This window comes from Dysosmobacter sp. Phy, assembly GCF_054476235.1.
This window is the reverse complement of record NZ_CM136997.1, coordinates 2,838,833-2,864,833: the sequence shown is the minus strand read 5'-3', so window position 1 is coordinate 2,864,833 and position 26,001 is coordinate 2,838,833. Positions and strand designations below refer to the sequence as shown.

Sequence of the window (26,001 nt, the reverse complement as noted above, 5' to 3'; positions counted from 1 at the left end):
CTGCTTTGCTGCGGGGTCACTCTGAAAACGTCAGGAGCTGCGCCAGGGCTTCCAGGTCCGCTCCCTGGGGCAGATAGTAGTCGCCCTCAGACTGCAGAGACGGACGACCCATGGGGATCACCGACAGAGATTTCTCCCGGACCACGATCCAGACCGTGCCCTCCGGGCCCTCGAAGCAGACCTCCAGCAGGGGGCGGATGCCGGAGAAGGTGTACTTCCCGGCAAGGGCCTCCAGCTTCAGATCGCCCAGCCTGGAGGCCAGGGCCTCCGGGTCGGTGCAGCGGCAGGGCACGGTCCGCATCTCCGTGTGCCACTGGACCGTGCGGAGTGTATATGCCTCCTGACCGTCGGGAAAGAACACCTCCGCGCCCCGGACAGGATCGTAGGCCAGGGCCGTGAGGCTGCTGGTCATCAGCAGGGCAAACATCAGCACGCCGGCCAGCAGGGCGCCGCCGTGGCGGCGGGGCGGATGGACCACGGACCGCAGCCGGTAGCGCAGGGTCTTGGCCGAGGCGGAGAGACAGGTGGTGAAGCCCCGGCCGTTCCCGGCGGCGGAGAGCAGCAGCTCCGCGTACCGGCGGCGGGCGCCGTCGCCGGCGTCCAGCAGCACCGTTTCGTCGCAGCTGAGCTCCAGGTCCTGGGCGCTGCGCTCCTTTGCCAGCCACATCAGGGGGTTGAACCAGCACATGGCGGTGCAGAACACCAGAAAGAACTTGGCGGCGCTGTCCGTCCGGCTGATGTGGATGATCTCGTGGCGCAGGATCAGCCGCAGGTCCTCCGCCGTGTACGTCCGCTCCGGCAGCACCACCCGGATGGACCGGGAGAAGAGACCGACGCTCAGCGGCGTGGACACGGCCGGGGAGACCAGCAGGGGGAGGCGGATCTTTTTCCATCCGGCGCTTTGCTGTTCTTCCTGCCACAGTGCCAGATCGTCCGGGTCCTCCACCGGCCGGGCGCTTTTGAGCAATGCGCGGCGGAAGCGCAGATGGTCCGCGATCTTCCACCCCAGCACAGCGCAGAAGCCTGCGGCCCACACCGCCCCGACCCAGATCACCGGCACCGGCAGGGACACCACCCACCGCGGCTCCGACCGCTCCATGCAGGGGTAGGCGGTGAGGTACAGGTAGGTGGGCAGCAGCCACAGTGCGGCGCAGGTCCGGGCGCTGATGCGTCTGCGCAGCAGCGGCAGTGCCGGCAGCAAAAGGGCGTCATAGACGCAGATGCTCAGGAAAATGGGAAAGCAGAGCGACAGCAGGGCTCGCGCCGCCCGCTCCGGGCCGTAGGTCAGACAGAGGAGGATGGCCGTAAAAGCCACATAGAGCGGCAGCACCCAGCCCGCAAGATACGGCAGATACCGCTGGCGGGGCTTTTTGCCGGGCGCGTCCGTTTCCGCCTGCTCCCCCGCGCGGAGGAAGGCCCAGACCGTTGCCCCGGCAAAGAGCAGAGATACCAGTACCCGGGCCGCAGTCTCCGTGTAGAGTTCCGAATTCATGAGACGTTCCTTTCCGGGAGCGGCTGTCTTGCCGCCGCCCTCTTGTGAGGATGGATGTACGGGCGCTCAGCCGGGGGCCGCCTCCAGCAGGGAAAAGACCGCTGTCCAGTCCGCGGGCTCCCTGAGATGGTAGACCCGGTCGGAGAGGACGGGGGCGCTGGCGGCGTCGGGGAAGAGCTCCAGATAGTGGTCCTCCAGCACGGCGGTGTAGGACCCGCCGGGCCCGGCGTATTCCACGATCAGACCGCCGTCCTTCCCTCTGGGGAGACCCAGGGAACGAGTGGCGTAATTGCCGTCCAGCTCACCCAGCTCCAGATCCCCCAGAAGCCCGGTCAGGGCGGCGCCGTCGGCGCAGGTGTACTCCGTGCTCTCCCAGTCCTCCCGCCAGGCGACGCGCTGGACAGTGTAGTCCTCCGGACGGCCGGTGGGGAAGAGCAGTTCCCGCCCGGCGCCGCTGTCTGCGACCAGGGCGGGCCAGCCGCCGGTGGACAGCAGGGCGAAGATCAAAACGCCCACCAGGGCCGCTGCGGACCGCCGCTCCGCGGCCGGATGCAGTACAGACCGCAGCCGGTAGCGCAGGGACCGGGCCGAGGCGGAGAGGCAGGTGGAGAAGCCCCGGCCGTCCCCGGCGGCGGAGAGCAGCAGCTCCGCGTAGCGGCGGCGGGTGCCCTCGTCCGCGTCCAGCAGCACCGTCTCGTCGCAGCCCAGCTCAATGTCCTGGGCGCTGCGGTCCATGGCCAGCCACGTCAGGGGGTTGAACCAGCACAGGGCGGTGCAGAACACCAGGAAGAACTTGGTCATATTGTCCCGGCGGGAGATATGGACCAGCTCGTGCCGCAGCACCAGCTCCAGCTCCTCCGCCGTGTACGCCCGCTCCGGCAGCACCACCCGGAGGGCCCCGGGAAAGAGGCCGATGCTCAACGGCGTGGCCGCGGCGGGGGAGACTACCAGCCGGTAAGGCGCCGACGGAAAGCCGGCATCCGTCTGGACTTTCCGCCACAGGGCCAGCCATTCCGGATCTTCTGCGGGGCGTGCCCAGCGCAGCAGGGCGCGGCGGAAGCGCAGGTGACCGGCGATCTTCCCCACAAGAACGGCGCAGAACCCGGCGGCCCACAGGGCGCAGGCTGCCTGCACGGCCATGACGGGCAGATGCACCACCCAGCGGGGCCGGTCCAGCTTCATCTGGTTCAGGTTGGCCAGGAGGACCAGATAGTTGGGCAGCAGCCACAGCACGGCGCAGGTCCGGGCGCTGACGTACCGCCGCAGAAGAGGCAGGGCCGTCAGCAGCAGAGCGTCATAGACGCAGACGCTGACCAGTACGGAGAACAGCACGGACAGCACGTGCCGGAAGGACAGCAGGCCGAAGCAGGGCAGCAGCGCGAAAATCAGCATCAGCGGCGGAAGCCAGAAGGTAGCCAGGTAGGGGATGTGCCGTCGCCTCCCGTCCAGGGGCGTTCCGTCACCGTCCCGAAAGCTCTTTTCGCTGACGGCCGCGGCCACTGCCACTGCCGCCACCAGGCAGAAGATCTCCCGCTTGGTGAGGAGGGAACTGGCGGACATGGTCCGTGCCAGCATCTCATCCACGCTCATAGGGCGTCCCCCTCCAGCAGGTCCCGTAGCTGCTCCAGCTCCTCCCGGCTCAGCCCGCTGTCGCACAGGGCGGCGGCGAAGGTGGATACGCTGCCGCCGCAGAGTCCCCGGAAAAAGGCGCCGCTCTGGGCGGCCAGGTAGTCCGACCGGGACACCAGGGGCCGGTACACTCTCCTCCGGCCGGCTCTCTCCGCGGTCACAAAGCCCTTTTCCCCCAGCCGGGTCAGGATGGTCAGCACCGTGGTGGGCGCCATGGGGTGGGAGGCGCGCAGGCGCTCCTCCAGGTCTGCGGCGGCCGCAGGGGCCTCGCAGGCCCACAGGGCCTGCATCACTTCCAGCTCTCCGTCCGGCAGACGGCGGATGGTCGGAGTCATGGGATCACTCCTCTACATTTGTAGTATATTAATATTCTACACTTGTAGAACATAACTGTCAACAGAATTTTCCCGCGCCCCGGGCAGTTTCTAAGGTTCGGTTAAGCTGCGGGCGGTATCCTCTCCGAAAAGAGGTGTGTGTATGAAGCTGCTGTATGCGGAGGATGAGGCGGCCATGTCCGAGGCCGTGGTGGACATTCTGACCTATCACAACTACATGGTGGACGCCGTGGCCGACGGGGCGGACGCCCTGGCCTATGCCCGCCTGGAGCACTATGACGGCATCATCCTGGACATCATGATGCCGAAGCTCAGCGGGCTGGAGGTCCTGCGGCAGCTGCGCGCCGAGGGGTGCCGCACGCCCATTTTGCTGCTGACGGCCAAGGGGGAGATCGAGGACCAGGTCCAGGGCCTGGACCTGGGGGCGGATGACTACCTGCCCAAGCCCTTTTCCATGGAGCTGCTGCTGGCCCGGGTCCGGGCCATGCTGCGCCGCCGGGGGGAGTTCACCCCCAACGTCCTGCGGCGGGGCAGCATCACGCTGAACCAGCAGACCTACGAGCTCTCCGGCGGCGGCCAGACGTTTGTCCTGCCAAAGCTGGAGTATCGGCTGATGGAACTGCTGATGCTGAACAAGGATGTGTACCTGTCCTCAGAGGAGCTGCTGGTAAAGGTGTGGGGGTACGACACCGAGGCGGAACTGGGGACAGTGTGGGTCTACATCTCCTATCTGCGCAAGCGCTTGGCAGCGCTGAACGCCGACGTGACCATCGCCGCCAGGCGGAATGTGGGCTACCGGCTGGAGGTGGCGGAATGATCCCGACCCTCCAGAAAAAATTTGTGATGACCGCTATGGCGGCCATCACGGTTCTGATTGTGTTTATGCTGGGCGCCATCAATATTGCCAATATGGTCATCGTGGGCGGGCAGATCGACCGGACGCTGCGGGTGGTGGCGGAGCACGAGGGGGGGAGCGGACTGCTGCCCCGGCCGGACACCAGTATGCCCCGGCCCTTCATGGACCCGCCGAAAAACGACTACGACACGTTCCTGTCCTCCAATTTCTTCGTGGTCCGGTTCGACCGCAGCGGCGCAGTCCTCTCCGTGGATGTGAGCCGCACCTCCGCCGTGACGGAGGCGGAGGCGGAGGAGATGGCCTGCCGGATCTATGAGAGCGGGGACGAGAGCGGACGGACCGGCCGCTTCCGCTATCTGCTGGGGGAGAGCCGGTCCGGCCGGGGCAGCGCCCTGGTATTCCTGGACACCTCCGTGGAAAACCTCTCCTACCTGCGGGTGCTGCTGCTCTCCGGCGCGGCGGGTCTTGCCTGCTGGGGGGTCATGCTGCTGCTGGTGATCTTCCTGTCCCGCCGGGCCATCCGGCCCATCGTGGAGAATATGGAAAAGCAAAAGCAGTTCGTCACCAACGCCGGACACGAGATCAAAACGCCCCTGGCCATCATCCAGCCCAACACCGAGGCGCTGGAGCTGTTCCAGGGGGAGAGCAAGTGGAGCCGCAACATCAAGGACCAGACCCTCCGCCTCAGCGGTCTTATGGGGAACCTCCTGGCCCTGGCCCGGATGGACGAGGGGACCGGACAGGCCCATCCCACCGACGTGGATCTCACCGGCCTGACGGAGGCGGCGCTGCGTGGCTTTGCCCAGCCCATGGAGGCCCGGGGACTGACCCTGTGGGCAGACATCCAGGCGGACGTTGTGCTGCGGGCGGACCCGGCCCAGATGGAGCAGCTGCTCTCCTTGCTGCTGGACAATGCCGTGAAGTATGCCGACCAGGGCGGCACCGTCTGGGTCAGCCTGGCCCGACTGGAGAAAAAGGTCCGGCTCAGCGTGCAGAACACCTGCGAAACGCTTCCCCAGGTTCCGGCGGAGAAGCTCTTCGACCGCTTCTATCGGGCGGATGCGGCCCGGACGCAGAAAAACGGCGGATACGGCATCGGTCTGGCGGTGGCCCGCTCCATCGCCCAGGCGAACGGGGGAACGCTCCGGGCCGAGTATCTCCCGCCGGACCGGGTGGACTTCACCGCCTGCTTTTAACAGCCTGGAACAGGCGCCGCTCTCGCGGCGCCTGTTTTTTTCGGGCTCTAAACTTCGGCTAAGGTACGCGCGGTATCCTGTTCACACAACCATCAAAGAGGAGGTCGAACCATGGAGTTTCGCCATGAGTGGAAGCATGAGATCGGCTACGCCGACCTCGTGGCGCTCCGCTCCCGGCTGGCGGCGGTCATGGAGCGGGATGCGCACAGCAGTCACGGCCGGTATCAGATCCGCAGCCTGTATTTTGACAACCTGGCCGACAAGGCCCTGCGGGAAAAGCTCGACGGCGTGGACCGCCGGGAGAAGTTCCGGGTGCGCTATTACAATCAGGACACGTCCTTTATCCTGCTGGAGAAAAAGTGTAAAGTGAATGGGCTTTGCGGAAAGCTCCAGGCGGAGCTGACGCCCCGGGAGGTTCGGGCCATCGCCCGCGGCGACAGCCGCCCGCTGGCGGACAGCGCCGCGCCCCTGGTGCGGGAGCTGGCGCGGAAGATGGACACCCAGGGCCTGCGGCCCAGGACCATCGTGGACTACACCCGGGAGCCCTTCGTCTACGCCCCCGGAAACGTCCGGGTGACGCTGGACTACGGCATCCGCACCGGTATGGCCTGTACGGATTTTCTGGACCCGGACTGCGTCACGATCCCCGCGGGGGACGCGCCGGTGATCCTGGAGGTGAAGTGGGACGCCTTTTTGCCCTCTGTGATCCGGGATATCGTCCAGGTGCCCCGCACCCACTCTGCCGCCTTTTCCAAATATGCCGCCTGCCGGACCTACGGCTGAGCGGACCAAAAACATCAAAAAGAAGGAGCTTTTCTCACATGACTTTTCAGGTCATTTTTAAATCCAGCTTTCTGGAGAACGTCGCCAGCATCTCCATTTTTGACATGGTGCTGGCCATGGTGCTGGCCTTTGCCATCGGCATGTTCATCTTCCTCATCTACAAAAAGACCTTCGCCGGCGTCATGTACTCCTCCACCTTCGGCGTGACATTGGTGGCGCTGACCATGATTTCCACGCTGGTGATCCTGGCGGTGACGTCCAACGTGGTGCTGTCCCTGGGCATGGTGGGCGCATTGTCCATCGTCCGGTTCCGCACCGCCATCAAGGAGCCTCTGGACATCGCCTTTTTGTTTTGGTCCATCGCCGTGGGCATCGTGCTGGCGGCGGGGATGATCCCGCTGGCGGTGTTCGGCAGCGTGGCCATCGGCGTATTTTTGCTGATCTTCGCCAATAAGAAGTCCCACGTGAACCCCTACATCGTGGTGATCCGCTGCGCCGACCACGACAGCGAGGCGGCCGCCACGGAGTTTTTGCGCAAGCAGGTCCAGCGGCTGGTGGTCAAGAGCAAGACCGTCCAGAAGGGCTCCGTGGAACTGAACGCGGAGGTCCGCATGAGGGACGACAACACCGACTTCATCAACATCCTCTCGGAGATGACCGGCGTTACCAGCGCCGTCCTGGTCAGCTACAACGGGGACTATATGGGATAATGGGGAACTGCCATGTCAACCCACAGATCGATCGACAAAATCTGCAGCACCGCCATGGCGCTGGCGCTGCTGCTGACGCTGGTCCTGATGAACGGCTCCGCCTTGGGTATCCAGACCGCGGACACCGTCATGGACTATGAGGACCGGCTCTTTGACACCTCCGCCGTCCACACCATCGACATTCAAATGGACGACTGGGAGGGATTTCTCGCCGGCTGTACCGACGAGGAGTACGTCCTGTGCGACCTGGTGATCGACGGGGAGAGCTTCAGCAACGTAGCCATCCGGGCCAAGGGCAACACCTCATTGACCCAGGTGGCCAGCTACGGCAACGACCGGTACAGCTTCAAGGTGGAGTTCGACCACTACGACGGCTCCATCAGCTATCACGGCCTGGATAAGCTGAGCCTCAACAACATCATCCAGGACAACACCTACATGAAGGACTACCTGACCTATCAGATGATGGGGTACTTCGGTGTGAATGCGCCCCTTTGCAGCTATGCCTACCTCACCGTCAACGGCGAGGACTGGGGGCTGTATCTGGCGGTGGAGGGTGTGGAGGAATCCTTCCTGGAGCGCAATTACGGCGGCGGCTACAGCGAACTCTACAAGCCCGACAGCATGAGCATGGGCGGCGGCCGGGGCAACGGCGGCTTTGACCTGGCCGACTGGATGGCCGACCGGGAGACCGACGGCAGGGAGGACGCCTTCGACCCGGAGACCTTCTTCCAGGAGATGGAGGACATGGGCTTCCCCGGTATGGACGGCGGAATGCCGGAGCCGCCCGGGGACGGCACCTTTGCCGGCGCCCCGGAGATGCCGGACGGGGAGTTCCCGGAGGCTGCGGAAGCTGCGCCGGAGGGCGGCGCCTCCGGCGATGTGACCGCCGGAGACCAGAGCGCGGGCACCCCGGAGGACGCCGGAGACGCAGAAGGGCAGACCCGGGAGGATACCGGCAAGTCCGACGGACGGCAGTTCGGCGGTATGGGCGGCGGCATGATGGGCAGCGACGACGTGTCCCTGGTCTACACCGACGACGACTATGACAGCTATGCCAACATCTTCGACAACGCCAAGACCGACATCACCGACGCCGACAAGGACCGGCTCATCGCGGCGCTGAAGCAGCTCAACGAGGGGACGGACATTGAGACAGTTGTGGATGTGGACCAGGTGATCCGCTATTTCGTGGTCCACAATTTCGTCTGCAACTTTGACAGCTACACCGGCTCCACGATTCACAACTACTACCTCTACGAGGAGGACGGCCTCCTGTCCATGATCCCCTGGGACTATAACCTGGCCTTCGGCGGCTTCCAGGGAGGCGGCGACGCCACGTCCATGGTGAACTACCCCATCGACACGCCGGTCTCCGGCGGCACGGTGGAATCCCGGCCCATGCTGGCCTGGATCTTTGCCGACGAGGAATATACGGCCCTGTACCATCAGTATTTCTCAGAGTTTATCGCCCAGTATTTCGAAAGCGGCTATTTTGAGCAGATGATGGCCGAGACCAAGGCCCTGATCGCCCCCTATGTGGAGCAGGATCCCACCAAATTCTGTACCTACGAGGAATTTGAGACCGGCATCGACACGCTGGAGCGGTTCTGTCTGCTGCGGGCGCAGAGCGTCCGTGGACAGCTGGAGGGGACCATCCCCTCCACCGATGAGGGCCAGACGGAGGACGGCAGCGCCCTGGTGGATGCCTCCTCTATCACGATCTCCGACATGGGCTCCATGAACAACGGCGGCATGGGCGGCGGTATAGGCATCCGGGATCGCGGTCAGACGGGGGAGGGAGATCTCTCTGCTTCCACGGGCGTGTCGGAGAAGCAGGAGGGATCCCAGCCGGACGCCGGAGAGTCATCGGCGGACAGTCCGCAGGGTGCGGATGGCGCGGCGGTTTCTGAAGAAGGACCCTCTGCACCGGAGCAGCAGGGCCCCCCGGGTGACGTTCCCCCCATGGACATGGCAGGAGAACGGCCCTCCGCCGCCTCCTCTGCCGGAGACAGTCCGCAGGGTCACCCGACGGACAGGAACTCTGCAATGACCTTCCCGGGGAATGCCGCTGTGTCGGGAGTGACAAGTTCTGAAGCTTTACTGCTCTTGGGCGCCAGCGCGGTAGTTCTTCTGATCGGCCTGCTGATCGCGGTCTTTTACCGAAAGCGCGCCTGACGATCTTTTTGATACCACTCCGCCGCGCTTTGATCCCCTCATCCCGGCGCGGCAAAAACTCTCCGGGAAAAACCGCCCCACCGGGCGGTTTTTCCCGTTTTCAGCCATGACTGAGCGGCTGGGGAAATTTTCTTTTTGTCGGTGGAACCTTTTGACATTTTTTTCGTCTGACCTTATAGTGGATCGTATGGAGAAACCCTACGGATACCAGCCGAAGAGAATGGAGGTACGACGATGAAGAAGCTGCTCTCCCTGCTGCTCAGCATTCTGCTGCTCACCGGCGCGGCCCTGCCCTGGGCCCAGGCCGCAGGCGGGACTGACGGAGATCTGGACCGGGTCACCCGGTCGGTGAAGTCCGCTCTGGACCTGGATACCGACGGCTACACCGATTTCAGAGGCAATTACGAAGAGGGAGAACTGGCCCCGCTCTGGAACCTCTACTGGAGCGGAGACGCCGGGTCCCTGTCGGTCAGCGCCCTGACTGACGGAACGATCACCGACTACTATGTGACGAACAGCGAACCATCCTCTGGTCCGGACCAGGGCGTTCCAGGCTTCCCCAAGGGGGACGCCGACCAGGCGTCCGCCGCGGCCAACGCCTTTTTGAAACGGGTACTGGGGGCGGGTGAGTCCGTGGAGCTGAAGGAGCCCTCCGGGATGGACAGCCTGGACAGCACCACCTACCGCTTCTCCGGCACCATTTTGTTAAACGGCCTGCCCTCGCCTCTGACCTGCTCCGTCACAGTCCGGGCGGCGGACAATGTGGTCACCCGCTTCCGCCGGGATGTGCCGGAGACCGCCTTCCTGGGAACCATCCCCTCTGCCGACGCCAGCGTCACCCGGGCGGCTGCGGAACAGGCCCTTCGCTCGGAGCAGTCCCTGCGGCTGGAGTACATCCTGCCGGATGAGGACAGCACCACCGCCGTGCTGTGCTACCTGCCTGACAGCGTCCACACCTTCTATGTGGATGCCAAGACCGGGAAGCTGGTAGACCTGACTGCTCTGGAGCAGGATATGTACAAATCCGGTGCCGGCGCCGCGGCGGGAGATACCGCTGCTGAGACGGAGGCCGCGGAGAACGGCCTGTCCCAGGCCGAGCAGGAGGGCATCCGGCAGCTGGAGGGCGTCCAGTCCTCCGAGGCGCTGGACAAAGCCCTGCGGGCCGTACCGGAATACGGCCTGAGCCGCTATGCCCTGGCCTCTGCCCGTTACTCCGTGGGACAGACAGCGGAGGACGGCGAGGCCCCGGTGACCTGCGTTCTCCGGTACAGCCGGACCAGCGGGGAGGACGTACTGGCCCGCACCTTCACCGTGGACGCCCGGACCGGCCAGGTCCAGACCCTCTATTCCTCCATGCCCTGGGACAGTGAGCAGAAGGCTGCCGTCAGCCAGACGAAGGCCCAGTCCGCGGCGGAGGCGTTTTTGAAGGCCTATTACGGTGACCGCTATACCCACCTGGACCTCTATGAGATGCCCGGCGAAGAGGCCGTGCCCATGGACAGCGGGGCGAGCGTCTCCAGCTACACCTTCCGCTTTGCCCGGAAGGAAAACGGCTACTTCTTCCCGGAGCAGTATTACATCGTCCGCATCGACGCCTCCGACGGTTCGGTGTGCGGCTTCAGCTTCCAGTATGACGAGGCCGTCTCCTTCGACACGCCCGAGGGCGTGCTCTCCGCTCAGGCGGCCATGGACGCCTGGATGGACACCTATGAGGTGACCCTGGGCTATCTGCTGGTGCCCCAGAAGCTGACGGGGTCCGATGAGGTGACCCGGCGGCTCCAGCAGATGGGCCTGACCTCCTATTACTACCTGAAGCTGGGATACAGCCTGGAGCGGGAGGAGACCTGCCGGGGCATCGACGCCAAGAGCGGCCAGGTGGTCCTGTACAGCTGGCAGAGCGACGACGGGGACCTCACGTACGGCGATCTTGTGGGCAGCTGGGCGCAAAGCGACATCCAGCGCCTGGCCCGTTACGGTGTGGGCTATCTGGGCGACGCGTTCCAGCCCGGCAAGGCCCTGACCCAGTGGGATCTGGTGTGCCTTCTGTACAGCCTGGACCGGATGGCCCTGGACCCCGCCCAGGCCACGGAGCAGGAGCGGGACGAGGCCTATGCCGCCGCTTATGCCCGGGGTACGCTGACCCGGTCAGAGCGCAATGACAGCGCGGTCCTCACCCGGAGCCAGCTGGTGCGCTGCCTGCTGGACAGCGCCGGATACGGCGCCGTTGCCCAGCTCAAGGGCATCTTCACCTGCGCCTACCCGGACCGGTCCTCCATCCCGGCGGACGAGCTGGGCTATGCGGCCCTGGCCCAGGGGCTGGAACTGGTGCAGGGCCGCTACAACGGCCGGGGCACCGCCACCCGGGCCCAGGCGGCGGTCATGCTCTGCCGCCTGATGGACCGGTAAACCGGCGTGCTGCCTGGCGGCCGAGCTGAAAAAGAGAAGACGGGAGTGCCGGATGCCCGGCGCGCCCTGGCCCGGGCAGTGAGCGCCTGCGGATCAAGCGGCATTGATGAGACCTGCAAAACAGTGCCGCAGAAAGCCCGTGTCCCTTTGGGGCACGGGCTTTCTGTGCGGCTGACGCAGGGACGGAGCACAAGGCTTTTTTACTTGTGCTTGCCGGAGAAATGTGATAAAATAAAAACGGTTTTATTAAATTGTCTTTATTTGAGAGGGGGGATTGCCATGCCGAAGGTCGCATACTCAGAGGAAGAGCGGGAGAAGATCCGCGCCGCCCTGATCTCTGTCGGACTGTCGCTGATGGCCGTACAGGGAATCCGCCACACCACGGTGGAGCAGATCTACAAAAAGGTAGGAATTTCCCGCACCTTTTTCTATACCTTCTTTCCCGCTAAGGAGGACCTGATCGTGGAGGCCCTGTACCTCCAGCAGCCCAAGATCCTGTCCTATGCCCGCCGGTTGATGGAGGACCCTTCCCTGAGCTGGCGGGAGGGGGTCCGCCGCTTTTTTGAGGCTTGCTGCGACGGAGAGCGCAACGGCATCGCTGTGCTGACCGTGGAGGAGCAGCAGCGTATTTTCCGCCGCCTGTCGCCGGAGAGCTATCGGATCTTCCGGGAAAAACAATTTCAGCTCTTTGGGGAGATCCTGCGGTGTTTTGGTATCTGCGCCGATAAAAAGCGGATCCAGCTGCTCACCAATCTGAGCCTGTCCGTCATGGTGATCCGCCGGGCGGTGCCGGATACGCTGCCTCTGCTGGTGCCGGAGGCTGCCGACGAGACCGCCGCCATCCAGATTGAGGGCATCGTGGACTATCTGGAGCGGGTCCGGAAGCAGGATCCCTTGTGACGGTGGAGCACTGTTCCGCCCGTGCCCTTGGGCCGGGCGGATACTGTACCCCAAAATAAAGATAAAATGTTTTTATTATCTTTAAAAATGGAATGATGCCGCCGGGCAGCATCTGCCGCCCGGCCGGATCAGAATAAAAATAAGCAGGAGGAACTACCATGGGATTGTTCGGAAAACTGTTCAAGGGGCCTGAGGTGGATCAGGAGAAAAGCAGCGCCAACGCCAAAAGGATGCGGGTGCTGTTTGACCAGGTGGTGGAAAACGGCGGCGATTACAAGCTGATCTTCGGCTACACCGAGGACGTGGGCTGGTTCAACTACGGCTTCGTCCACGGCAGCAAAACCAAGATCGGCAATCTGATCGTGGGCTGGAACGAGGCCAGCGAGACCATCGTGGTGGTCCCCACAGTACCCGATCTCTCCGGCTGCGGCGATCCCACCTACTACCGCCGCTCCGAGATCCTCAAGGCCTACCGCAACAAATATCCAACAGACGCCTTTATCATCTATCCGGACCGGAAGGGCTACATCGGCATCAACGCCTACGACTGGCTGGACGATGAGAAGCTGTATGTCTATGTGTCCCAGGAGGCAGAGCTGGCGGCCTTTACCGATTTCTTCATGAATCGGTTTGCCAAGAAGTGAGGCGGAGATGTCCCTGGGAGCGATCCTGGCGTTTTTGGCGGTCCTGGTGGTCGTTTTTCTGTGGGGGAACCTGTGGTTCCATCTGGTGGAGGGACTGCTGGGCAGGCTCCGCCGCCTGCTTCCCGACCGGCGGCCGCCCTCCGGCTGGCACCCGTATCCGACAGAGGAGGTCCCGGAGGAGCGGCGGGCGGATGACGGACCGTGAGGCCCTGCCGGAAAAGGCGCGGGAAAAGGCCTGTGTTCTTGTGGAACACAGGCCTTTTTGTCTGTCTCTCCGGGATCGGGGAGCGCCGCACTCAGGCGGTTTCAGCCGCAGCGCCCGCCTGGGCGGCCACCGGCACGGCCTCCGCCGTCTGTCCGGTGCCTTGGCTGGGAGTCTGTTCCGGCGTCTGGACCACCGGAGGACGAAAGCTGCCGTCCAGCTTGCTTCGGACCCGGGCAGCCTCCTTGCTGTCCGCTTCATAGGGAGTGGGCTGGTAGTCGTTGCGGTCGGAGCGGCTGCTGACCCGGCAGGGCACGGCGGTCACGTCCGCCACTTCCGCTGTGCCGTCCTCCCGCAGCTGTACGGCAATCTGGACTACGGCAGTGTCCTTGTCGGAGGGGTTGCGGTTGCCGCCGAAGCAGAAGTTCCCCATGCTGTACAGGATGACACTCTCGCCCCACCGCTCCATGGGCTGGAGCACGTGGGGATGGCTGTTGTAGACGATGTGGGCGCCGCACTCGGCGGCATAGCGGCAGATCTCCTTCTGCCAGGCGGTGGGGGAGTAGGAGCCCTCTGTGCCCATGTGGAAGGCGGCGATGATGATCTGGGCCCCCTGGGCCCGCAGGTCCTCGACAGCCTGCCGGACCTCCGCCTTCCCGATATGATAGGCGGTGTAGACGCCGATGGTCAGCCCCCGGTCCGTGGTGCAGAGGAAGGTCTCCTTGTCGCCTCCGGCGGCGATGCCCAGGTCTGAGAGCACCTGCCGTGTGTCGGCCAGGCCGGTCTTTCCGTAATCCCCGCTGTGGTTGTTGGCCAGCGTCACCGCGTCGATGCCGCCCTCCAGGAGGATCTGTCCGTAGGCGGGCGGTCCCCGGAAGCGGTACTCCTTTTCCACGGGAACGTTGTAGTCCGTCAGGGCCCCTTCCAGATTGACGAAGGTGAAGTCGTCCCGGATAAACAGATCCCGCACACCGGCAAAGGGGTAGGCGTAGTCAGTGCCCACCACCGCCGGAAAGGTGCCGCTTTTTCCCCAGCTGGTATGCTCCACGCCAAGGGTGCAGTCCCCGGCAAAGCTCAGGAGAAATGTATCGTCATCCGGGGCCTCTGCGGGGAGCTCTTCAGAGAGTTCCTGGGTGGGCGGAGACTGCTCCGGGAGGGCGCTCGTATCGCTGCCGGAGGAGTCCGGCGCTCCGGACGGGACCATGCGCTGCCAGCACAGCGCGCCGCCGGTCAGCAGGGCGGCACACAGCACGAGAAGCCCCAGAACGCGGGGCGCCCTGCGGCGCTTTTGGGCGCAAAGCCGCTTTCCGCCCCGGGACTTTGCCAGGCGCTTGCCGCCGCCGCTGTACAGGCTCATGGAATCCCTCCTTGCGTGATGCTCACTTTTTGCCATTGTAACGCCATACAGGCAGAAGTCAACAACAATATAGTGACAAATTCGACAAAACCGGCTGCTTTTTGGCCTTTGGCGGGACTTTCAATGGAAGAGCGTGGGCCGGGCTGCTGCAGAGCGGCCGCAAGAGGAACCGCCGCAGACGTTGGAGCGTCTGCGGCGGCCTGATAAGCGCAAAGACAGTATCGTTTCCGGACTGGAGAATCGCGGCGTTTATCCCACTTTTTCCACGGCGATGGCGACGGGGGAGGGATTTTCGCTGTCCAGCGTGCCGGTGTAGGTGATGTTTACACTGTCGCCCTCTTCCAGACTGGCCTTGTCAACATCCTCACCAATGTCAAAGATATGGTATTCTGCATTGTCATCCAACAGAACCAGATAGTCGTCCAGCCGGTTGATAACGCCGCTGATGGTCTGCGTGTCCTCTGCGCTGTCCTCAACAGGTGCTTCGGTGGTATCCTGCTGCTTGCCCGCATCCTTTTGGCCGCAGGCCGTCAGCATGGACAGAGCACAGGTAAGCGTCAGTATGAAGATCAGAAACTTTTTCATGATGGATCGTCCTTTCCTACTTGTTTGCCAGCAGGATCTTCCCAATGGACCAGGCGTTTTCCTCTCTCCCTGCCGTTGCGGGATCTTTGCTGTTTCCTCCTCCTTACCCGGCAGTGCCCCGATTGTATCAGCCATCAGGCCTGCAAAAAACTACAATCCGGAAACAAATATTTTCGGAAAATGACAAAACATTTTTACAAAAGGGAGGAGAGGGCGCTTGCCGGAAAACAAAAAAGACGTGGTCGCAAAGCAAGCTTTGCGACCACGTGGTACGCCCTGAGGGATTCGAACCCCCGGCCTTCTGGTCCGTAGCTAACTTCGGATTTTCCGACCGCATTAAATGTGTCCATTTCTTATGGTTATAATCTGATTAGATAACTTTTTAATCCAATATATCCGAGGGAGTCCAACGGTTAATGGGTCATGTAATGGGTCAAAATACTATCCCGATGCGGACAATTTGCAAAGGAGGAAATAATGAATCCTATTTTATTTTCCGGAAACCAAGAGGTCAGGATTGATGCAGTGAATCTGGAAAAAGCGAATCTCTCTGAGCACGATACTCTTGAATTACATTTGTTCGATTCTGCTGCTGTTGTCATTCCTAGAGAAATGACGGGCAAAGAATTAATCCAGGCTAGCCGATCTTTACAACGAATGGCCTCCGAATTGCTAATGGCCATTGTGAAGTCATGTGCTTCATGCGACAGTTGTGGACGAGAAGACCCGTGTGAGTTGATGACCGACTCGATCATGCCGGATGTGGCTGTCCCATATGTAGAGCTGATCGAAGCGGGGATTGATCCTGATAGCAAATTGAGTTGCGAGGCAGATCCGGAGAATCACAGGATACTTGTATATGAAACGGAAGAGGGATTTGATCTCTCAGACGTCGATCCTGACATCCTAGAAATTTTCAGAGGATGTGGAATCTGTCTCCAGAATTTAGATGAAAAATTAAAGAAGAGCATCGTTATTTATAACGGTGATTGTGACTCAAAGTAAATTCTGTTCGCTATCTTTGAGAAGACCTTCTTGATATCTTATCGATCGAGTTTCTATTAAGCAAAGAATATGCGGTTTTAAAGGGCCTCTTAAGGATTAAATCCAAAAGCGGGGTGTAAAGTGAATATGAAATCGAGATCCGAATCGCAGGGTAATGACCCTGCTTTTTTTGCCCCTAATATAAGGGAAAAGAAGAAAAAACGTGGGCACTTTTCTAGGTACCATAGGCGCAAACCCAAAGAGACGCCATCACTTCAGATTCAACAGCCGATCAACAAACGATTCAGAAAGTGTAAAGGGTGTCCATATCCAAGCCATGGGTTCTTGTGTTGGGGAAGTGATGGAAGATGTCTGCGCAATTTCCTGCAAGAATCCAATTCAAAAAATAGGGAGTGAGTGCAACCTCATAATTCACTATTTCTGAATAAATCAACATAAGAAAAGCAAGATCCTTCAAGTGAAATAATTTCGTTGACAGGAATCCGAACACCGTCCATCATGACCAGAAGGTTTTCGTTGAGGAGGAATTTTCGAACAATACCGTTTGTGGTCCTGTATGCGCCGCCGGCCTTTCGGTTATCCGGCTGAAAATATGTGATCGTCACCTCCGGGCGTTGAGGCAACAGCTCCAGAAGCAGCCGGAGTTTTTCGTTGAGCTCCGCCTTGACGGATTCGTCCAATTCCACCTTCTGGTCCGTGAGACGAGCTGTCTCCCGGATGAGGGCATCGTAGCCGACCAGGGCGGCAAAGGGAGCGAATTGCGCCGCCCGGTTTTGCATGGGCATCGCCGGCTGAACAGTGGAAGTATGGTGCGGCAGGTTCAATATATCATCATATGCGCTACTCATGGTGCCCTCCCACCTGGCGGTTCCGTTCTATGGCGGTGGCGCCATCCTCCAGATTCATCCCTTTGAGGATGGCGTTCTTTCCATACTTTTTCTTGATGTCAAGCATAGCGGCCTGGATCTTTTTCTCCCTGTCCAGAGCGGCCTCCCGGCGCCTGCTCGCCTCCGCCGCAGGACCGAAGTTCGAAAACAGGTCCAGCTGCTCACAGCTGCAGTCATCTCCTATACTGTCGACAGGCAGCACCCGGACCGCGGTGAGGTTGAGGCGCCGAATCAGCAAACCCTGGTCCACGATCCGGTCAAAAAGGCCGGAAGCCGCGCCGATGAGCACTTTTGCAGAGGAGGTCATCTCTTCCAGATTGGCGGTCCCATGGGCATGCTTGGGGATCTCCCGCCCATAAGGATCTCTGGTGACGGCCCCATGGTACCGCTTCCGGCGTTCCGGGTCCTGCAGGTTTTCCCGGTCATATCCCACGGTCAAGGTCAGCTGCTTCGTCACCAGCCCCTTATCCACCAAGTCCAGAGCAAGCTGGTCTGCCATTTCGCACACGACCAGTCTGGCCTTGGCAAAGGAATACGGCTCATGCAGCACCTGGCCGGAACCGAGGCTGTTGAACTCCGGTTTGTATGCCTTGATGTCCGCAATGGTACAGGGCTCCCAGCCCCAGGCATGGTCGATCAGCAGCTCCGCATTGACTCCAAAGAGTTGGTACAGCAGTTTTTCGTTGTAGTAATCCGTTGGTTTCCCGACAGAGCAGCGGGCGATATCGCCCATGGTGTGCAGGCCGTGGGCCTCCAGCTTTTTCGCATATCCGCGCCCTATCATCCAGATGTCAGTCAGGGGACGGTGATCCCAGAGCAGCCGCCGGTACGATTGCTCATTCAAAGATGCGATCCGAACACCGTTTTCATCCGGCTTGATCCGTTTTGCCACGATGTCCATGGCGACTTTGCAGAGATAGAGGTTCGGACCGATCCCGGCTGTTGCGGTGATCCCTGTGGTTTTCAGGACATCCTGAATCATTCGTTCAGCGATGCCCCTGGGAGAAAGGCCATAGGTACTCAAATAGTTGGTGACATCCATAAACACCTCGTCAATGGAGTAGGGATGGATATCCTCCGGTGCGATGTATTTGAGATAGACCTCGAAGACGCGGGCGCTGTAGTCCATGTAGAGTTTCATGCGCGGCGGCGCCACCAGATAGTCCAGCGCCAGTTCCGGGTGAGCCTTCAACTCCGGATCGTTGGTGGATGAGCCGGAAAAAGCGCGGCCGGGTGCTTTCCGCAGCCGCTCCGCATTCACCTGCTTTACCCGCTCCACGACCTCAAAAAGACGTGCCCGGCCGGAAATGCCGTAGGCCTTGAGGGATGGAGTCACCGCAAGGCAGATGGTCTTTTCCGTGCGGGAGAGATCCGCCACAACGAGGTTGGTGGTGAGGGGATCGAGGCCCCGTTCCACGCACTCGACGGAGGCGTAAAAAGACTTCAAGTCAATCGCAAGATATGCCTTATCAGCCACGAATCATCCCTCCTTTTCTTCCTCTGCTGTTCTGCCGCTATTGTATCATAGAACAAGTGTTCTATTCAAGGGGGAAGAATCGGAAAAGTATGTAGAAAATTCAGGAGGAAAAAGAATGATACAAACCATCGTCAGCAACGCAAGCGCCCCGGAATACGGACAGGCCACCATTTCCTTCCCAATCAGGGAGGAGGACTATCCCAGCGTGGTCAATATGCTCCAGCGCATGGGGCTGGGAGATCCGCTGGAGCGGGACTGCCGGGTGGACGAGGTCATCGGAGACTGGCCGATCCTCAAGCGGCTGGAGAAGGTGGCAATCAATCTCGATGAGATGGACTACCTCGCCAAGCGGTTGAACAGCTTTGACACGCAGGAAAAGGCTAAATTCCAGGCGGCTGCTGTCAGGTTCGGCCTTTTCGATATGAGTCATCTGATCGACCTGACGTTTTGCTGCCAGGAGACAACGGTGATCACCGACTTCTCTGATTTGGAGAAAGTCGGCCGCCGTCATTATCTGGACGTGAACGGCGGCTCCGCCTCCCGTGAAGAACTGGAGAATGTGGACGGGTATGAAACCGCACTGCTGCTGATCGGCGACGGTGACGGCACCATCACGCCGTATGGCGTGATCTACGACAACGGGATGCAGCTCCGCCCTGTCTATGACGGCCAGAACTTCCCGCTGTATCAGGATAGGGACAGTGTCTTTCTGCTCGGTCTGAGCCACAAATCGGAATTGAGCATGAACAGCGCCACCACATGGGTCTTTCTGCCCGCCAGTGCACACCGGCTGGGGAGAGCCCTTGAAAGGAGCGGGTTTGAAGGCACGGATGACCTCCATATCCGTCTTTCGGAAAGCATGGCTCCCAACGAAATTGATTCCCGACTGGACGTGGAGCATGAGTCTCTGAATGATTTGAATCAGCTGGCAAGCGCCATCGCGCTGCTGGATGAAGCCCAGAGGGTAAAGCTTGGAGCAGTTGTGCAGATGGCAAATCCGCAGTCGGCGACGGAGATGGCAGCTCTGGCGCAAAACCTAGGTCTATTCGATTTTGTCCCCGGCATCCATTCTCCGAGAGAATATGGCGAGTTCATGATCCGGGAGTCCGGCCACTTCGACCTGGACGATGATCTGGCGCCTTTTATCGACTATGAAGCATACGGACAAAAGCAGATCAACGCTGAAGGCGGCGTTTTCAATGATCAGGGCTATATCGCTTTTCGAGGAGAAAATAGGGGAGACAATATAATAAAAGAGTTGATGAAACAAGCCTCAGCAGAACTACAAGGGCATCTACAAACACGTTTACATTTCAAAGGCCGCTAAAATATAAAAAGATGTCCTATAGAATCAAGAGAATTCTGTAGGACACCTTTTACTTGCTGATGATTGGGGAATTCAGTTTTGACGTAATGCCAGGATGCGTAAGTATTTCTCTAGAGATGATTATTTTGATTGCCACATATTTCTGATGCAGGCACTGAGTGGATAGATTACTATATTGTTCCCTTCTTGCTTTTTATATGGAGGACCCTGCGGTCCAATTCAAGTTCACAGCAGATGTAAATCCGAATTCTTTTAAAATTTCCTGTATGCGATCTGTACTTATAGGTTCCTCCCAGTAACACGAGTCTCTCGACGAAACACTGTTTTTAAACGGTCCTTGGTAGAAGGAATAGGAAGCTCCTATTTCCAGCTTTCCAATCATCCAGGCAGTCCCTGTTTGATCGTTGAATTGCCCATCTTTAAAATTACCTACATAAAGGGTACGAACAGTCCCATCCTGAAAGAACTTCACAAAATATGCATCGCCTGAATCATCATTGTATTGTCCATCAGAAATTTCTCCGCAGTAATAACCCTCTAATGTAGAGGTGATTTGAGCAGAAAATTCATCAACGTTGAGAATATCATCGGGCTCCACATTATCCAGACTAAAGGACTTTGTATAATCATCAGAACGAAAATAACGATACGTTTCGCCAGTGCTGAAGCCATCTTCGACTTTCCGCTCTGAGATGACCCATACATCTTCTCCACTCGTCACAGTATCAGGGAATGCTTGCTTACAGGAGAGGAGGGTCCCGCCGTCATACATGGCATCTGTGATTAGCTGCAAGACATTTCCGTCATAAATGTTGACGATACATCTTCCGTCCCAATTCCCTGCAGAGTCTAACTGGCCGTAGAAGTATACTTCATTCCCATTTTCCGTATAGGGAAGCAGGAGCGGCTGTTCCGCTACCTCAGCGGCCGTATATTCCCGCTCAGGATTACTGGCGCTATAGACTACATAACTCATGGCACTGATCTGAGGGGATTCACTGGAGTATGGAGCATCTACGCCATCGTAGGTACTGGTAATTGCACTAGCGAAAAAAACTGTGGGACGGTAATCAAAAACTTTCACACTAAGTGCCGTAATGATCTCCTTGACAGATGACATGTCATCGGAAAAAGAGTCCATGTCCTGAGACACTTGCTGGATTTCTTCACGGAAAGAAGATTCCAAAGAGCTAATTTGAGTATTTTGAGCATCGATTTTATCGGTTAGATAATCGATGTCATTTCGCAAGGTATTGATATAACGTACAACACCCACGAGGCAGCCTAATATTGTCAGGATGCCCGCCACGAGACCAACCAATTTCGATATATCTGGAGTTGTGCTAAGGCCACCCTTTTTCTTTTTGTTCATATACCATTCACTTCCAAAGTGATTCCAAAGAATACTTTTTTCTGCCATCATCTTACAAGATTCTCCTCATAATGTCAATTACGTACATTTAATTCGCAAATGAACAAGGGTGGCCTGGTCTCAGTTTATCAGTACAAGTGAAAAAATTTTACTGAATTATGATGGAAAATATTGGACCATATGAGCAAGGAACAATAAGTTAACAAGAACATTTACTAGCTATTCCAGTGTCTTAATGGTATGTTGTGGACTTACCAAGAAAGGAAAAGGAGATGAAAGGAATGAAACAGAAGCCTGCCCAGCAGAGCAAACTGAATATTCAGCTGAGGCCCGCTTCCGTTGAGGAGGCGGGCCTTTTCTACTCCCAGATGGAAGAAGGCGGAGATCAGGCGCTCGGCACTGTGGGCCACCTGCGGATGGACTTCGGGCAAGGCGGCGGGGAATTCTGGACCTCGTGGTGGGGACGTGGTGACGAGCAGCTGAAGACCCCGGAGTTTCAGAAGGAGCTCCGGCAGGTCGTGGACGAACTGCAGCGCAGCGGTCCTCTGAAGGATCTGAAATCCATGCGGGCCTATTGCGGCAGCCACGGTGGTGCCATCGTAGACGGGGGCTCCACCCACGGCTACATTGCGGAAACGGAGCACTACCGCTACTGCCTCCGCTGTACCCCGCTGCCGGGCCATTATCAGGGCTATCTGTACTGCTATGACCTCCGCCAGCAGCGACTGACGCAAAAAGAGGCTCTGGTGGGCCGGGTGACCTACGCCGGCGGCGAGGAGCGGACCTTTACGGATGCGCAGAAATACCTGGACACCATTCGGGAGGAGCTTCCGTATCAGGCCACCACCGGCTTTCGCTATGAGACGCTGACGGACGATCCTGCGGTGCGGAAAGCGGCGGACGATCTCCTGCTGGACTTTGCCGGAGAGGAAAATCCCCGGCGGGCCTGCAATTACGGCATGACGGAGGCTGGGAAGCAGGCGCTCCGGGAAGCCGCCGATCCCGACCGCCCCCACACCTATGCCTGGTTCGTGATGACGGATTGCAATACGCCGGATGAGCAGATCCACCGGGATCTGACGCTGGAGGATGCGGTCCGCCTCTATCGGGACAGCACCCGGCCGGAGAAGCGGTTGGGCGTTACCAAGGACGGGATCGCCACAGTGGACTTCCTGCGGGAAAAGGATGGCGAGCAGGTCTTTTTCCAGGACCACAGGCGAATGGACAGCTTCCGCGACGACCCGGTGATCTTTGAGGCGGTGCAGCTGATCCACCGTGAGCTGGAGTGGAGCGCCCCCGTGCAGGGCATGAAGATGGGAGGTCTGAAATGATCCAAAAGGAGTGGCTGGAGTTTCTGCGGGAGCAGTATCCCGCCGGATACCGGGTCCGGCTCAGTAAGATGCGGAACAATCCGGCACCGATTGCTCCCGGCAGTATGGGGACCCTGGACTACATTGACGATGCCGGCCAATTCCATATCAATTGGGACGACGGCAGGACGCTGGCTCTGGAGATCGGCGCGGATCGTTTCCGTATCCTGCCTCCGGAGGCCCGGACCGTCAAATTCTACATGCCTCTGGTGGCAGAATACTTCGGATATGACGAGTGGGGCGACCGTGAGGAGTACGGGACCGACCTGGGTGGCAGAGATCTGCGGAGTTATGAGGGGGCGATTCGAACAGCCCTGGTGGACAACCGAAAGCCGGAGGAAGCAGACCGCGGGATGATGCACTGGTATGACGAGCAGGACGGTGTCAACGATAAGGTCCAGTCTGCGACCTTCGATGTGGAAAACCGGGACGGTCAGCTCTGGGGCATTGCAGAGTGCAAAGTAATTGGAACCCTGACGCCGGAGGAGAAGGAAAAACTGGCAGATTTCATCACCGGACAGGCTTCGGACGGCTGGGGCGAGGGCTTTGAGCAGAGAGAGATCGAGGTGAACGACGGCGTCCTGAATGTACATCTCTGGAACAACGGAAATTGGACGATCCTGACAGAGGAAGAAAAATTCAGCCCCGATTCCCTCACCCGGCTCCCTGACCTGTGCTGGTCCGTCCTGCCGGGGGAAGGGACGCTGATCTGCATCAAGAAGGGCGTAAAAGGGTACTTCCCCAGCAAGTGGTGCACCGGCGACAGGGCCCAGAACCGCTATGTGGCGGACTACAACAACCGGCGGCGGGGCATCACCCCGGCTCAGGAGCAGGCAATGCTGGCCGGCAGTGTGCACGGCTGGGACATCCCCATGGCCGACCCTGTGGTCCAGGAGCGGATCTTGGGTGCGAAAAATAACCTTGAAATGAAGGGACCGTGAGTCCCTCAACAAGCTGAAAAGGAGGAAATCTGAATTGAGTGAGAAAGTATTTGGCGTGTATCTGGCCAAAGAGGACCCGGAAAGCGACGCCTATGCCAGACTGGGTCTTCCTGCCCAGCCCTGGGAGCTGCTGGATGCCATGGACAAGCTGCACTTGCAGGAGGGCGACCGCCTCTACCTGGAGATCGACGACTACTATGACTTCGAGGAACTGGCGACGGTCTTGCAGGACCGGGAGGACAGCCTCGCGGAGCTGAATGATCTGGCAGAGCGGCTCACCCGGCTCAATGATGTTCACCGCACGGCCCTGCAGGGCCTGATCCAAATGGAAACCGCCAAAGGCGGAGGCGGGATCAGCGTCACCCGGCTCCGGGACCTGACCGAGAGCGCGGACTGCTGCCATGTCGTGCCGGAGGCCCTCAATGACAGCCAGCTGGGTAGGTTTTATGCCGAAAACGGCTTTGTGCCGGAGGTGGAGGGGATCTCGGACACCGTGTTCGAGCTGCTGGACTTCACGGCTATCGGCCTGCGGGCCCGGAAAGATGAGGGCGGCGTCTTCACGCGAAAGGGATATGTCCTCCAGAACAGCGATCTCATGCAGGCACCTTCGGTACCGGGAGAGATCGCGGAGCCGGACTACATGGTCCTGCTGGAAGTGGCCGGGAGGCAGGGGGATGGACCCGTCCGGGACGGTTCCGGTCCGGTCCTGGTCAAGCTGCCGGCGGCGCCGGAGGAGCTGGAAGCTGTGGCCCAGCGCCTAGATGCGGTATCCTCACAGGAGTTGTGGTGGCGCTGCATCGACTGTGTGATCCCGGAGATGCGGGATGCGGTCTCCGCAGCCGGTACGATCAGAGATGTCAACCGCTTCGCGCAGACGGCGGGTGCCATGTCCCAGGAGCAGCGGAAAGTGTACAAGGCTGTGCTGGAGGGCCTGCGGTGCCGCGGTCTCGCTTCCGCAGCTGCTCAGGCAGACACACTGGATGCGTATCTTTTGAGGGAGGATATCTATTCACCCTCCGGACTTGCGAAGGAGAAGATCCGGTCCATCATGGATAAAACCATGGTGGAGCATGTCCTGACGAACCTGAACCTGTATCGTTACGGAGAAACCCTGATGGCAGCGGAGCACTGCACCCAGACCGGCTATGGCCTGCTCCAGCGCCGGGACGGTCAGGAGTTCCGTATCCAGGACAAACATATCGGAATGATGGAAATGAGGCGATGAAAAATGAACCAAAAGCAAGAGGCCCTCCTGGGCCTTCCCCTGACCAATGCGGAGAGGGAGTGGCTGACAGGCCGGCTGGAGATGCTCTCCGTAAAAGAAAGTTACCAGTTGTCCGCGGCGCTCATGCGGTCCGGGAGGCTGCAGGAACTGATGGGAAAAGACCGTGAGGAGCTGCAAGCCACCGTGCTGCGGATGAAGCCGGACGTAGCCGTGGAGGCGATCAACTGCCTGATGACGCTGCACGACTACGAGGTCTGCCATCCGGCGGGCAGCTATGAAGCCCTGGGGCACTTCTTCCTGCAATATGAAAGCGGCGTCCCCAAGGAGGCCCTGCCCTTCGTGGACCTGGCCCAGCTGGGCAGGCGCTATGAGGATCTCCATCCGGGACTCTTTATCGGCGGCAGCTATGTGATCTATCCCACCAAGGAACCGGAGCAGCCCTATACCGGCCACAACCTGGCGGAGCTGGATGATTCGGACTGGAGCGTCCGGCTGAAGATCGCCTCCCTTGAAAAGCCGGAGGGGGTCTGGGTCCGGCTGCCGGACTACTCCCTGGTGAATGATGATAAGGCGGATGAAGTGGAACTGGCCCTTCTGGAGTTGAAGGTCGATACCATTCAGGAGTGTACGCTGCTGGATGCCCGCTGTGTCCTCCCAGAAGTGAAGGACTTGGTAAGCGAATACCGAGAAGTGGCGGATCTTATCTATGACGGGAACGACCTGGGCTTCCTGCTGGACGAGCAGGGCCAGGGGCTGCCGCATTTCAGCGAGAAGCTCCATGCGGCTCTGTCCTATGAAAAATGCACCCGCCTGGGCGCGGCACTGGACATCGCACAGAACCTCCGGTGCTATGACTTCGTGCCGAAGGAGGAGGTAGAGTCCTTCGCCGGAAAGTACCTGGAATCCAGGGGGATCGAAGAAGGACACGTGAGCCTGATCTCCGAGTGCATGGATCGGGAGAGCTACGGGAGATACCTGCTGGCCCAGCAGGGTTACCAGCAGCATGCGGCCAGCGGCAGCTTCATCCGCCGGAATCAGCTGGACTTCTGCTATGAGCGCAGCCAGCCGCCGGCGCCGCAGGCGCAGTTTGAGATGAGGCGCTGACCGGAAAAGCAGAGGAGGAA

Annotated in this window: 23 protein-coding genes; 15 read left to right on the top strand and 8 right to left on the bottom strand. The window is 59.8% G+C overall.

What is annotated here, in order from left to right:
* Window positions 1-16: 16 nt before the first annotated feature.
* The 3 genes from ACVDHE_RS14255 to ACVDHE_RS14245 form a co-directional block, all read right to left on the bottom strand.
* Entirely contained in the window at window positions 17-1,492 is a 1,476-nt protein-coding gene (locus ACVDHE_RS14255) for a M56 family metallopeptidase (RefSeq protein ID WP_458884940.1), read from the bottom strand.
* A 66-nt stretch (window positions 1,493-1,558) separates the two neighbouring features.
* Window positions 1,559-3,082 carry a M56 family metallopeptidase gene (locus ACVDHE_RS14250; RefSeq protein WP_458884939.1) on the bottom strand — a complete coding sequence of 508 codons (1,524 nt, stop codon included), beginning with the start codon at window positions 3,080-3,082 and terminating at the stop codon, window positions 1,559-1,561.
* Complete coding sequence (locus tag ACVDHE_RS14245; protein ID WP_418726090.1) at window positions 3,079-3,456, bottom strand: BlaI/MecI/CopY family transcriptional regulator; 378 nt, start codon at window positions 3,454-3,456, stop codon at window positions 3,079-3,081. The genes ACVDHE_RS14250 and ACVDHE_RS14245 overlap by 4 nt, the downstream gene beginning before the upstream one ends.
* A 142-nt stretch (window positions 3,457-3,598) precedes the next feature.
* Between ACVDHE_RS14245 and ACVDHE_RS14240 the strand changes: the two genes are divergently transcribed.
* The 9 genes from ACVDHE_RS14240 (at window position 3,599) to ACVDHE_RS14200 (ending at window position 13,334) form a co-directional block, all read left to right on the top strand.
* Window positions 3,599-4,273, top strand: a complete 675-nt coding sequence (locus tag ACVDHE_RS14240; RefSeq protein WP_458884938.1) for a response regulator transcription factor — start codon at window positions 3,599-3,601, stop codon at window positions 4,271-4,273.
* Window positions 4,270-5,508 carry a sensor histidine kinase gene (locus tag ACVDHE_RS14235; RefSeq protein ID WP_458884937.1) on the top strand — a complete coding sequence of 413 codons (1,239 nt, stop codon included), beginning with the start codon at window positions 4,270-4,272 and terminating at the stop codon, window positions 5,506-5,508. Before ACVDHE_RS14240 ends, ACVDHE_RS14235 begins: the two co-directional genes overlap by 4 nt.
* A 111-nt stretch (window positions 5,509-5,619) precedes the next feature.
* Window positions 5,620-6,291 (top strand): polyphosphate polymerase domain-containing protein, encoded by a 672-nt coding sequence (locus ACVDHE_RS14230; protein ID WP_458884936.1) that lies wholly within the window; start codon window positions 5,620-5,622, stop codon window positions 6,289-6,291.
* 38 nt (window positions 6,292-6,329) lie between these two features.
* On the top strand, window positions 6,330-7,001 hold the full coding sequence (locus ACVDHE_RS14225; protein ID WP_458884935.1) for a DUF4956 domain-containing protein: 672 nt from the start codon (window positions 6,330-6,332) through the stop codon (window positions 6,999-7,001).
* Between the two features lie 12 nt (window positions 7,002-7,013).
* Entirely contained in the window at window positions 7,014-9,179 is a 2,166-nt protein-coding gene (locus ACVDHE_RS14220; protein WP_458884934.1) for a CotH kinase family protein, read from the top strand.
* Between the two features lie 234 nt (window positions 9,180-9,413).
* Complete coding sequence (locus ACVDHE_RS14215; RefSeq protein ID WP_458884933.1) at window positions 9,414-11,585, top strand: YcdB/YcdC domain-containing protein; 2,172 nt, start codon at window positions 9,414-9,416, stop codon at window positions 11,583-11,585.
* Between the two features lie 279 nt (window positions 11,586-11,864).
* Window positions 11,865-12,485 carry a TetR/AcrR family transcriptional regulator gene (locus ACVDHE_RS14210; RefSeq protein WP_213038624.1) on the top strand — a complete coding sequence of 207 codons (621 nt, stop codon included), beginning with the start codon at window positions 11,865-11,867 and terminating at the stop codon, window positions 12,483-12,485.
* Window positions 12,486-12,643: 158 nt separating this feature from the next.
* Entirely contained in the window at window positions 12,644-13,129 is a 486-nt protein-coding gene (locus ACVDHE_RS14205; RefSeq protein WP_213038623.1) for a hypothetical protein, read from the top strand.
* Window positions 13,116-13,334 (top strand): hypothetical protein, encoded by a 219-nt coding sequence (locus ACVDHE_RS14200; RefSeq protein ID WP_458884932.1) that lies wholly within the window; start codon window positions 13,116-13,118, stop codon window positions 13,332-13,334. Before ACVDHE_RS14205 ends, ACVDHE_RS14200 begins: the two co-directional genes overlap by 14 nt.
* A 91-nt stretch (window positions 13,335-13,425) precedes the next feature.
* Here ACVDHE_RS14200 and ACVDHE_RS14195 read toward each other — a convergent pair whose 3' ends face one another.
* Both ACVDHE_RS14195 and ACVDHE_RS14190 read right to left on the bottom strand, forming a co-directional pair.
* Window positions 13,426-14,688: a CapA family protein gene (locus ACVDHE_RS14195; RefSeq protein WP_458884931.1), complete on the bottom strand. Its 1,263-nt coding sequence runs from the start codon at window positions 14,686-14,688 to the stop codon at window positions 13,426-13,428.
* A 249-nt stretch (window positions 14,689-14,937) separates the two neighbouring features.
* Window positions 14,938-15,273 (bottom strand): LptM family lipoprotein, encoded by a 336-nt coding sequence (locus ACVDHE_RS14190; RefSeq protein WP_418725325.1) that lies wholly within the window; start codon window positions 15,271-15,273, stop codon window positions 14,938-14,940.
* A 477-nt stretch (window positions 15,274-15,750) separates the two neighbouring features.
* Here ACVDHE_RS14190 and ACVDHE_RS14185 point away from each other — a divergent pair, with 477 nt between their 5' ends.
* Window positions 15,751-16,278 carry a hypothetical protein gene (locus ACVDHE_RS14185; RefSeq protein ID WP_458884930.1) on the top strand — a complete coding sequence of 176 codons (528 nt, stop codon included), beginning with the start codon at window positions 15,751-15,753 and terminating at the stop codon, window positions 16,276-16,278.
* A gap of 404 nt (window positions 16,279-16,682) precedes the next feature.
* Here the strand turns inward: ACVDHE_RS14185 and ACVDHE_RS14180 are convergent, their stop codons facing one another.
* Both ACVDHE_RS14180 and ACVDHE_RS14175 read right to left on the bottom strand, forming a co-directional pair.
* Window positions 16,683-17,126 carry a hypothetical protein gene (locus ACVDHE_RS14180; protein WP_458884929.1) on the bottom strand — a complete coding sequence of 148 codons (444 nt, stop codon included), beginning with the start codon at window positions 17,124-17,126 and terminating at the stop codon, window positions 16,683-16,685.
* Window positions 17,119-18,642 (bottom strand): Y-family DNA polymerase, encoded by a 1,524-nt coding sequence (locus tag ACVDHE_RS14175; RefSeq protein ID WP_458884928.1) that lies wholly within the window; start codon window positions 18,640-18,642, stop codon window positions 17,119-17,121. Before ACVDHE_RS14175 ends, ACVDHE_RS14180 begins: the two co-directional genes overlap by 8 nt.
* A gap of 115 nt (window positions 18,643-18,757) precedes the next feature.
* Between ACVDHE_RS14175 and ACVDHE_RS14170 the strand changes: the two genes are divergently transcribed.
* Window positions 18,758-19,969 (top strand): antirestriction protein ArdA, encoded by a 1,212-nt coding sequence (locus ACVDHE_RS14170; protein WP_458884927.1) that lies wholly within the window; start codon window positions 18,758-18,760, stop codon window positions 19,967-19,969.
* Between the two features lie 193 nt (window positions 19,970-20,162).
* Here ACVDHE_RS14170 and ACVDHE_RS14165 read toward each other — a convergent pair whose 3' ends face one another.
* Window positions 20,163-21,392, bottom strand: coding sequence for a hypothetical protein (locus ACVDHE_RS14165; protein ID WP_458884926.1), 1,230 nt, complete (start codon window positions 21,390-21,392; stop codon window positions 20,163-20,165).
* 230 nt (window positions 21,393-21,622) lie between these two features.
* Between ACVDHE_RS14165 and ACVDHE_RS14160 the strand changes: the two genes are divergently transcribed.
* From ACVDHE_RS14160 to ACVDHE_RS14145, 4 genes are read left to right on the top strand one after another with little or no spacing between them, the layout of a single operon-like run.
* Window positions 21,623-22,672 (top strand): hypothetical protein, encoded by a 1,050-nt coding sequence (locus ACVDHE_RS14160; RefSeq protein ID WP_458884925.1) that lies wholly within the window; start codon window positions 21,623-21,625, stop codon window positions 22,670-22,672.
* Entirely contained in the window at window positions 22,669-23,652 is a 984-nt protein-coding gene (locus ACVDHE_RS14155; protein WP_458884924.1) for a DUF4314 domain-containing protein, read from the top strand. Before ACVDHE_RS14160 ends, ACVDHE_RS14155 begins: the two co-directional genes overlap by 4 nt.
* 34 nt (window positions 23,653-23,686) lie before the next feature.
* Window positions 23,687-24,877 carry an antirestriction protein ArdA gene (locus ACVDHE_RS14150; protein ID WP_458884923.1) on the top strand — a complete coding sequence of 397 codons (1,191 nt, stop codon included), beginning with the start codon at window positions 23,687-23,689 and terminating at the stop codon, window positions 24,875-24,877.
* A 3-nt stretch (window positions 24,878-24,880) separates the two neighbouring features.
* The gene (locus ACVDHE_RS14145; protein ID WP_458884922.1) at window positions 24,881-25,981 is read left to right on the top strand and encodes a hypothetical protein; all 1,101 of its coding nucleotides are present in this window, start codon (window positions 24,881-24,883) and stop codon (window positions 25,979-25,981) included.
* Window positions 25,982-26,001: the final 20 nt, after the last annotated feature.

What these genes read in the sequence shown, in the direction of transcription:
- ACVDHE_RS14220 (WP_458884934.1), top strand. Translation starts at nt 7,014, where the DNA reads ATGTCAACCCACAGATCGATCGACAAAATCTGCAGCACCGCCATGGCG.
- ACVDHE_RS14180 (WP_458884929.1), bottom strand. Translation starts at nt 17,126, where the DNA reads ATGAGTAGCGCATATGATGATATATTGAACCTGCCGCACCATACTTCC.
- ACVDHE_RS14245 (WP_418726090.1), bottom strand. Translation starts at nt 3,456, where the DNA reads ATGACTCCGACCATCCGCCGTCTGCCGGACGGAGAGCTGGAAGTGATG.
- ACVDHE_RS14145 (WP_458884922.1), top strand. Translation starts at nt 24,881, where the DNA reads ATGAACCAAAAGCAAGAGGCCCTCCTGGGCCTTCCCCTGACCAATGCG.
- ACVDHE_RS14190 (WP_418725325.1), bottom strand. Translation starts at nt 15,273, where the DNA reads ATGAAAAAGTTTCTGATCTTCATACTGACGCTTACCTGTGCTCTGTCC.
- ACVDHE_RS14235 (WP_458884937.1), top strand. Translation starts at nt 4,270, where the DNA reads ATGATCCCGACCCTCCAGAAAAAATTTGTGATGACCGCTATGGCGGCC.
- ACVDHE_RS14205 (WP_213038623.1), top strand. Translation starts at nt 12,644, where the DNA reads ATGGGATTGTTCGGAAAACTGTTCAAGGGGCCTGAGGTGGATCAGGAG.
- ACVDHE_RS14240 (WP_458884938.1), top strand. Translation starts at nt 3,599, where the DNA reads ATGAAGCTGCTGTATGCGGAGGATGAGGCGGCCATGTCCGAGGCCGTG.
- ACVDHE_RS14225 (WP_458884935.1), top strand. Translation starts at nt 6,330, where the DNA reads ATGACTTTTCAGGTCATTTTTAAATCCAGCTTTCTGGAGAACGTCGCC.
- ACVDHE_RS14215 (WP_458884933.1), top strand. Translation starts at nt 9,414, where the DNA reads ATGAAGAAGCTGCTCTCCCTGCTGCTCAGCATTCTGCTGCTCACCGGC.
- ACVDHE_RS14155 (WP_458884924.1), top strand. Translation starts at nt 22,669, where the DNA reads ATGATCCAAAAGGAGTGGCTGGAGTTTCTGCGGGAGCAGTATCCCGCC.
- ACVDHE_RS14160 (WP_458884925.1), top strand. Translation starts at nt 21,623, where the DNA reads ATGAAACAGAAGCCTGCCCAGCAGAGCAAACTGAATATTCAGCTGAGG.
- ACVDHE_RS14250 (WP_458884939.1), bottom strand. Translation starts at nt 3,082, where the DNA reads ATGAGCGTGGATGAGATGCTGGCACGGACCATGTCCGCCAGTTCCCTC.
- ACVDHE_RS14170 (WP_458884927.1), top strand. Translation starts at nt 18,758, where the DNA reads ATGATACAAACCATCGTCAGCAACGCAAGCGCCCCGGAATACGGACAG.
- ACVDHE_RS14185 (WP_458884930.1), top strand. Translation starts at nt 15,751, where the DNA reads ATGAATCCTATTTTATTTTCCGGAAACCAAGAGGTCAGGATTGATGCA.
- ACVDHE_RS14230 (WP_458884936.1), top strand. Translation starts at nt 5,620, where the DNA reads ATGGAGTTTCGCCATGAGTGGAAGCATGAGATCGGCTACGCCGACCTC.
- ACVDHE_RS14165 (WP_458884926.1), bottom strand. Translation starts at nt 21,392, where the DNA reads ATGATGGCAGAAAAAAGTATTCTTTGGAATCACTTTGGAAGTGAATGG.
- ACVDHE_RS14210 (WP_213038624.1), top strand. Translation starts at nt 11,865, where the DNA reads ATGCCGAAGGTCGCATACTCAGAGGAAGAGCGGGAGAAGATCCGCGCC.
- ACVDHE_RS14255 (WP_458884940.1), bottom strand. Translation starts at nt 1,492, where the DNA reads ATGAATTCGGAACTCTACACGGAGACTGCGGCCCGGGTACTGGTATCT.
- ACVDHE_RS14195 (WP_458884931.1), bottom strand. Translation starts at nt 14,688, where the DNA reads ATGAGCCTGTACAGCGGCGGCGGCAAGCGCCTGGCAAAGTCCCGGGGC.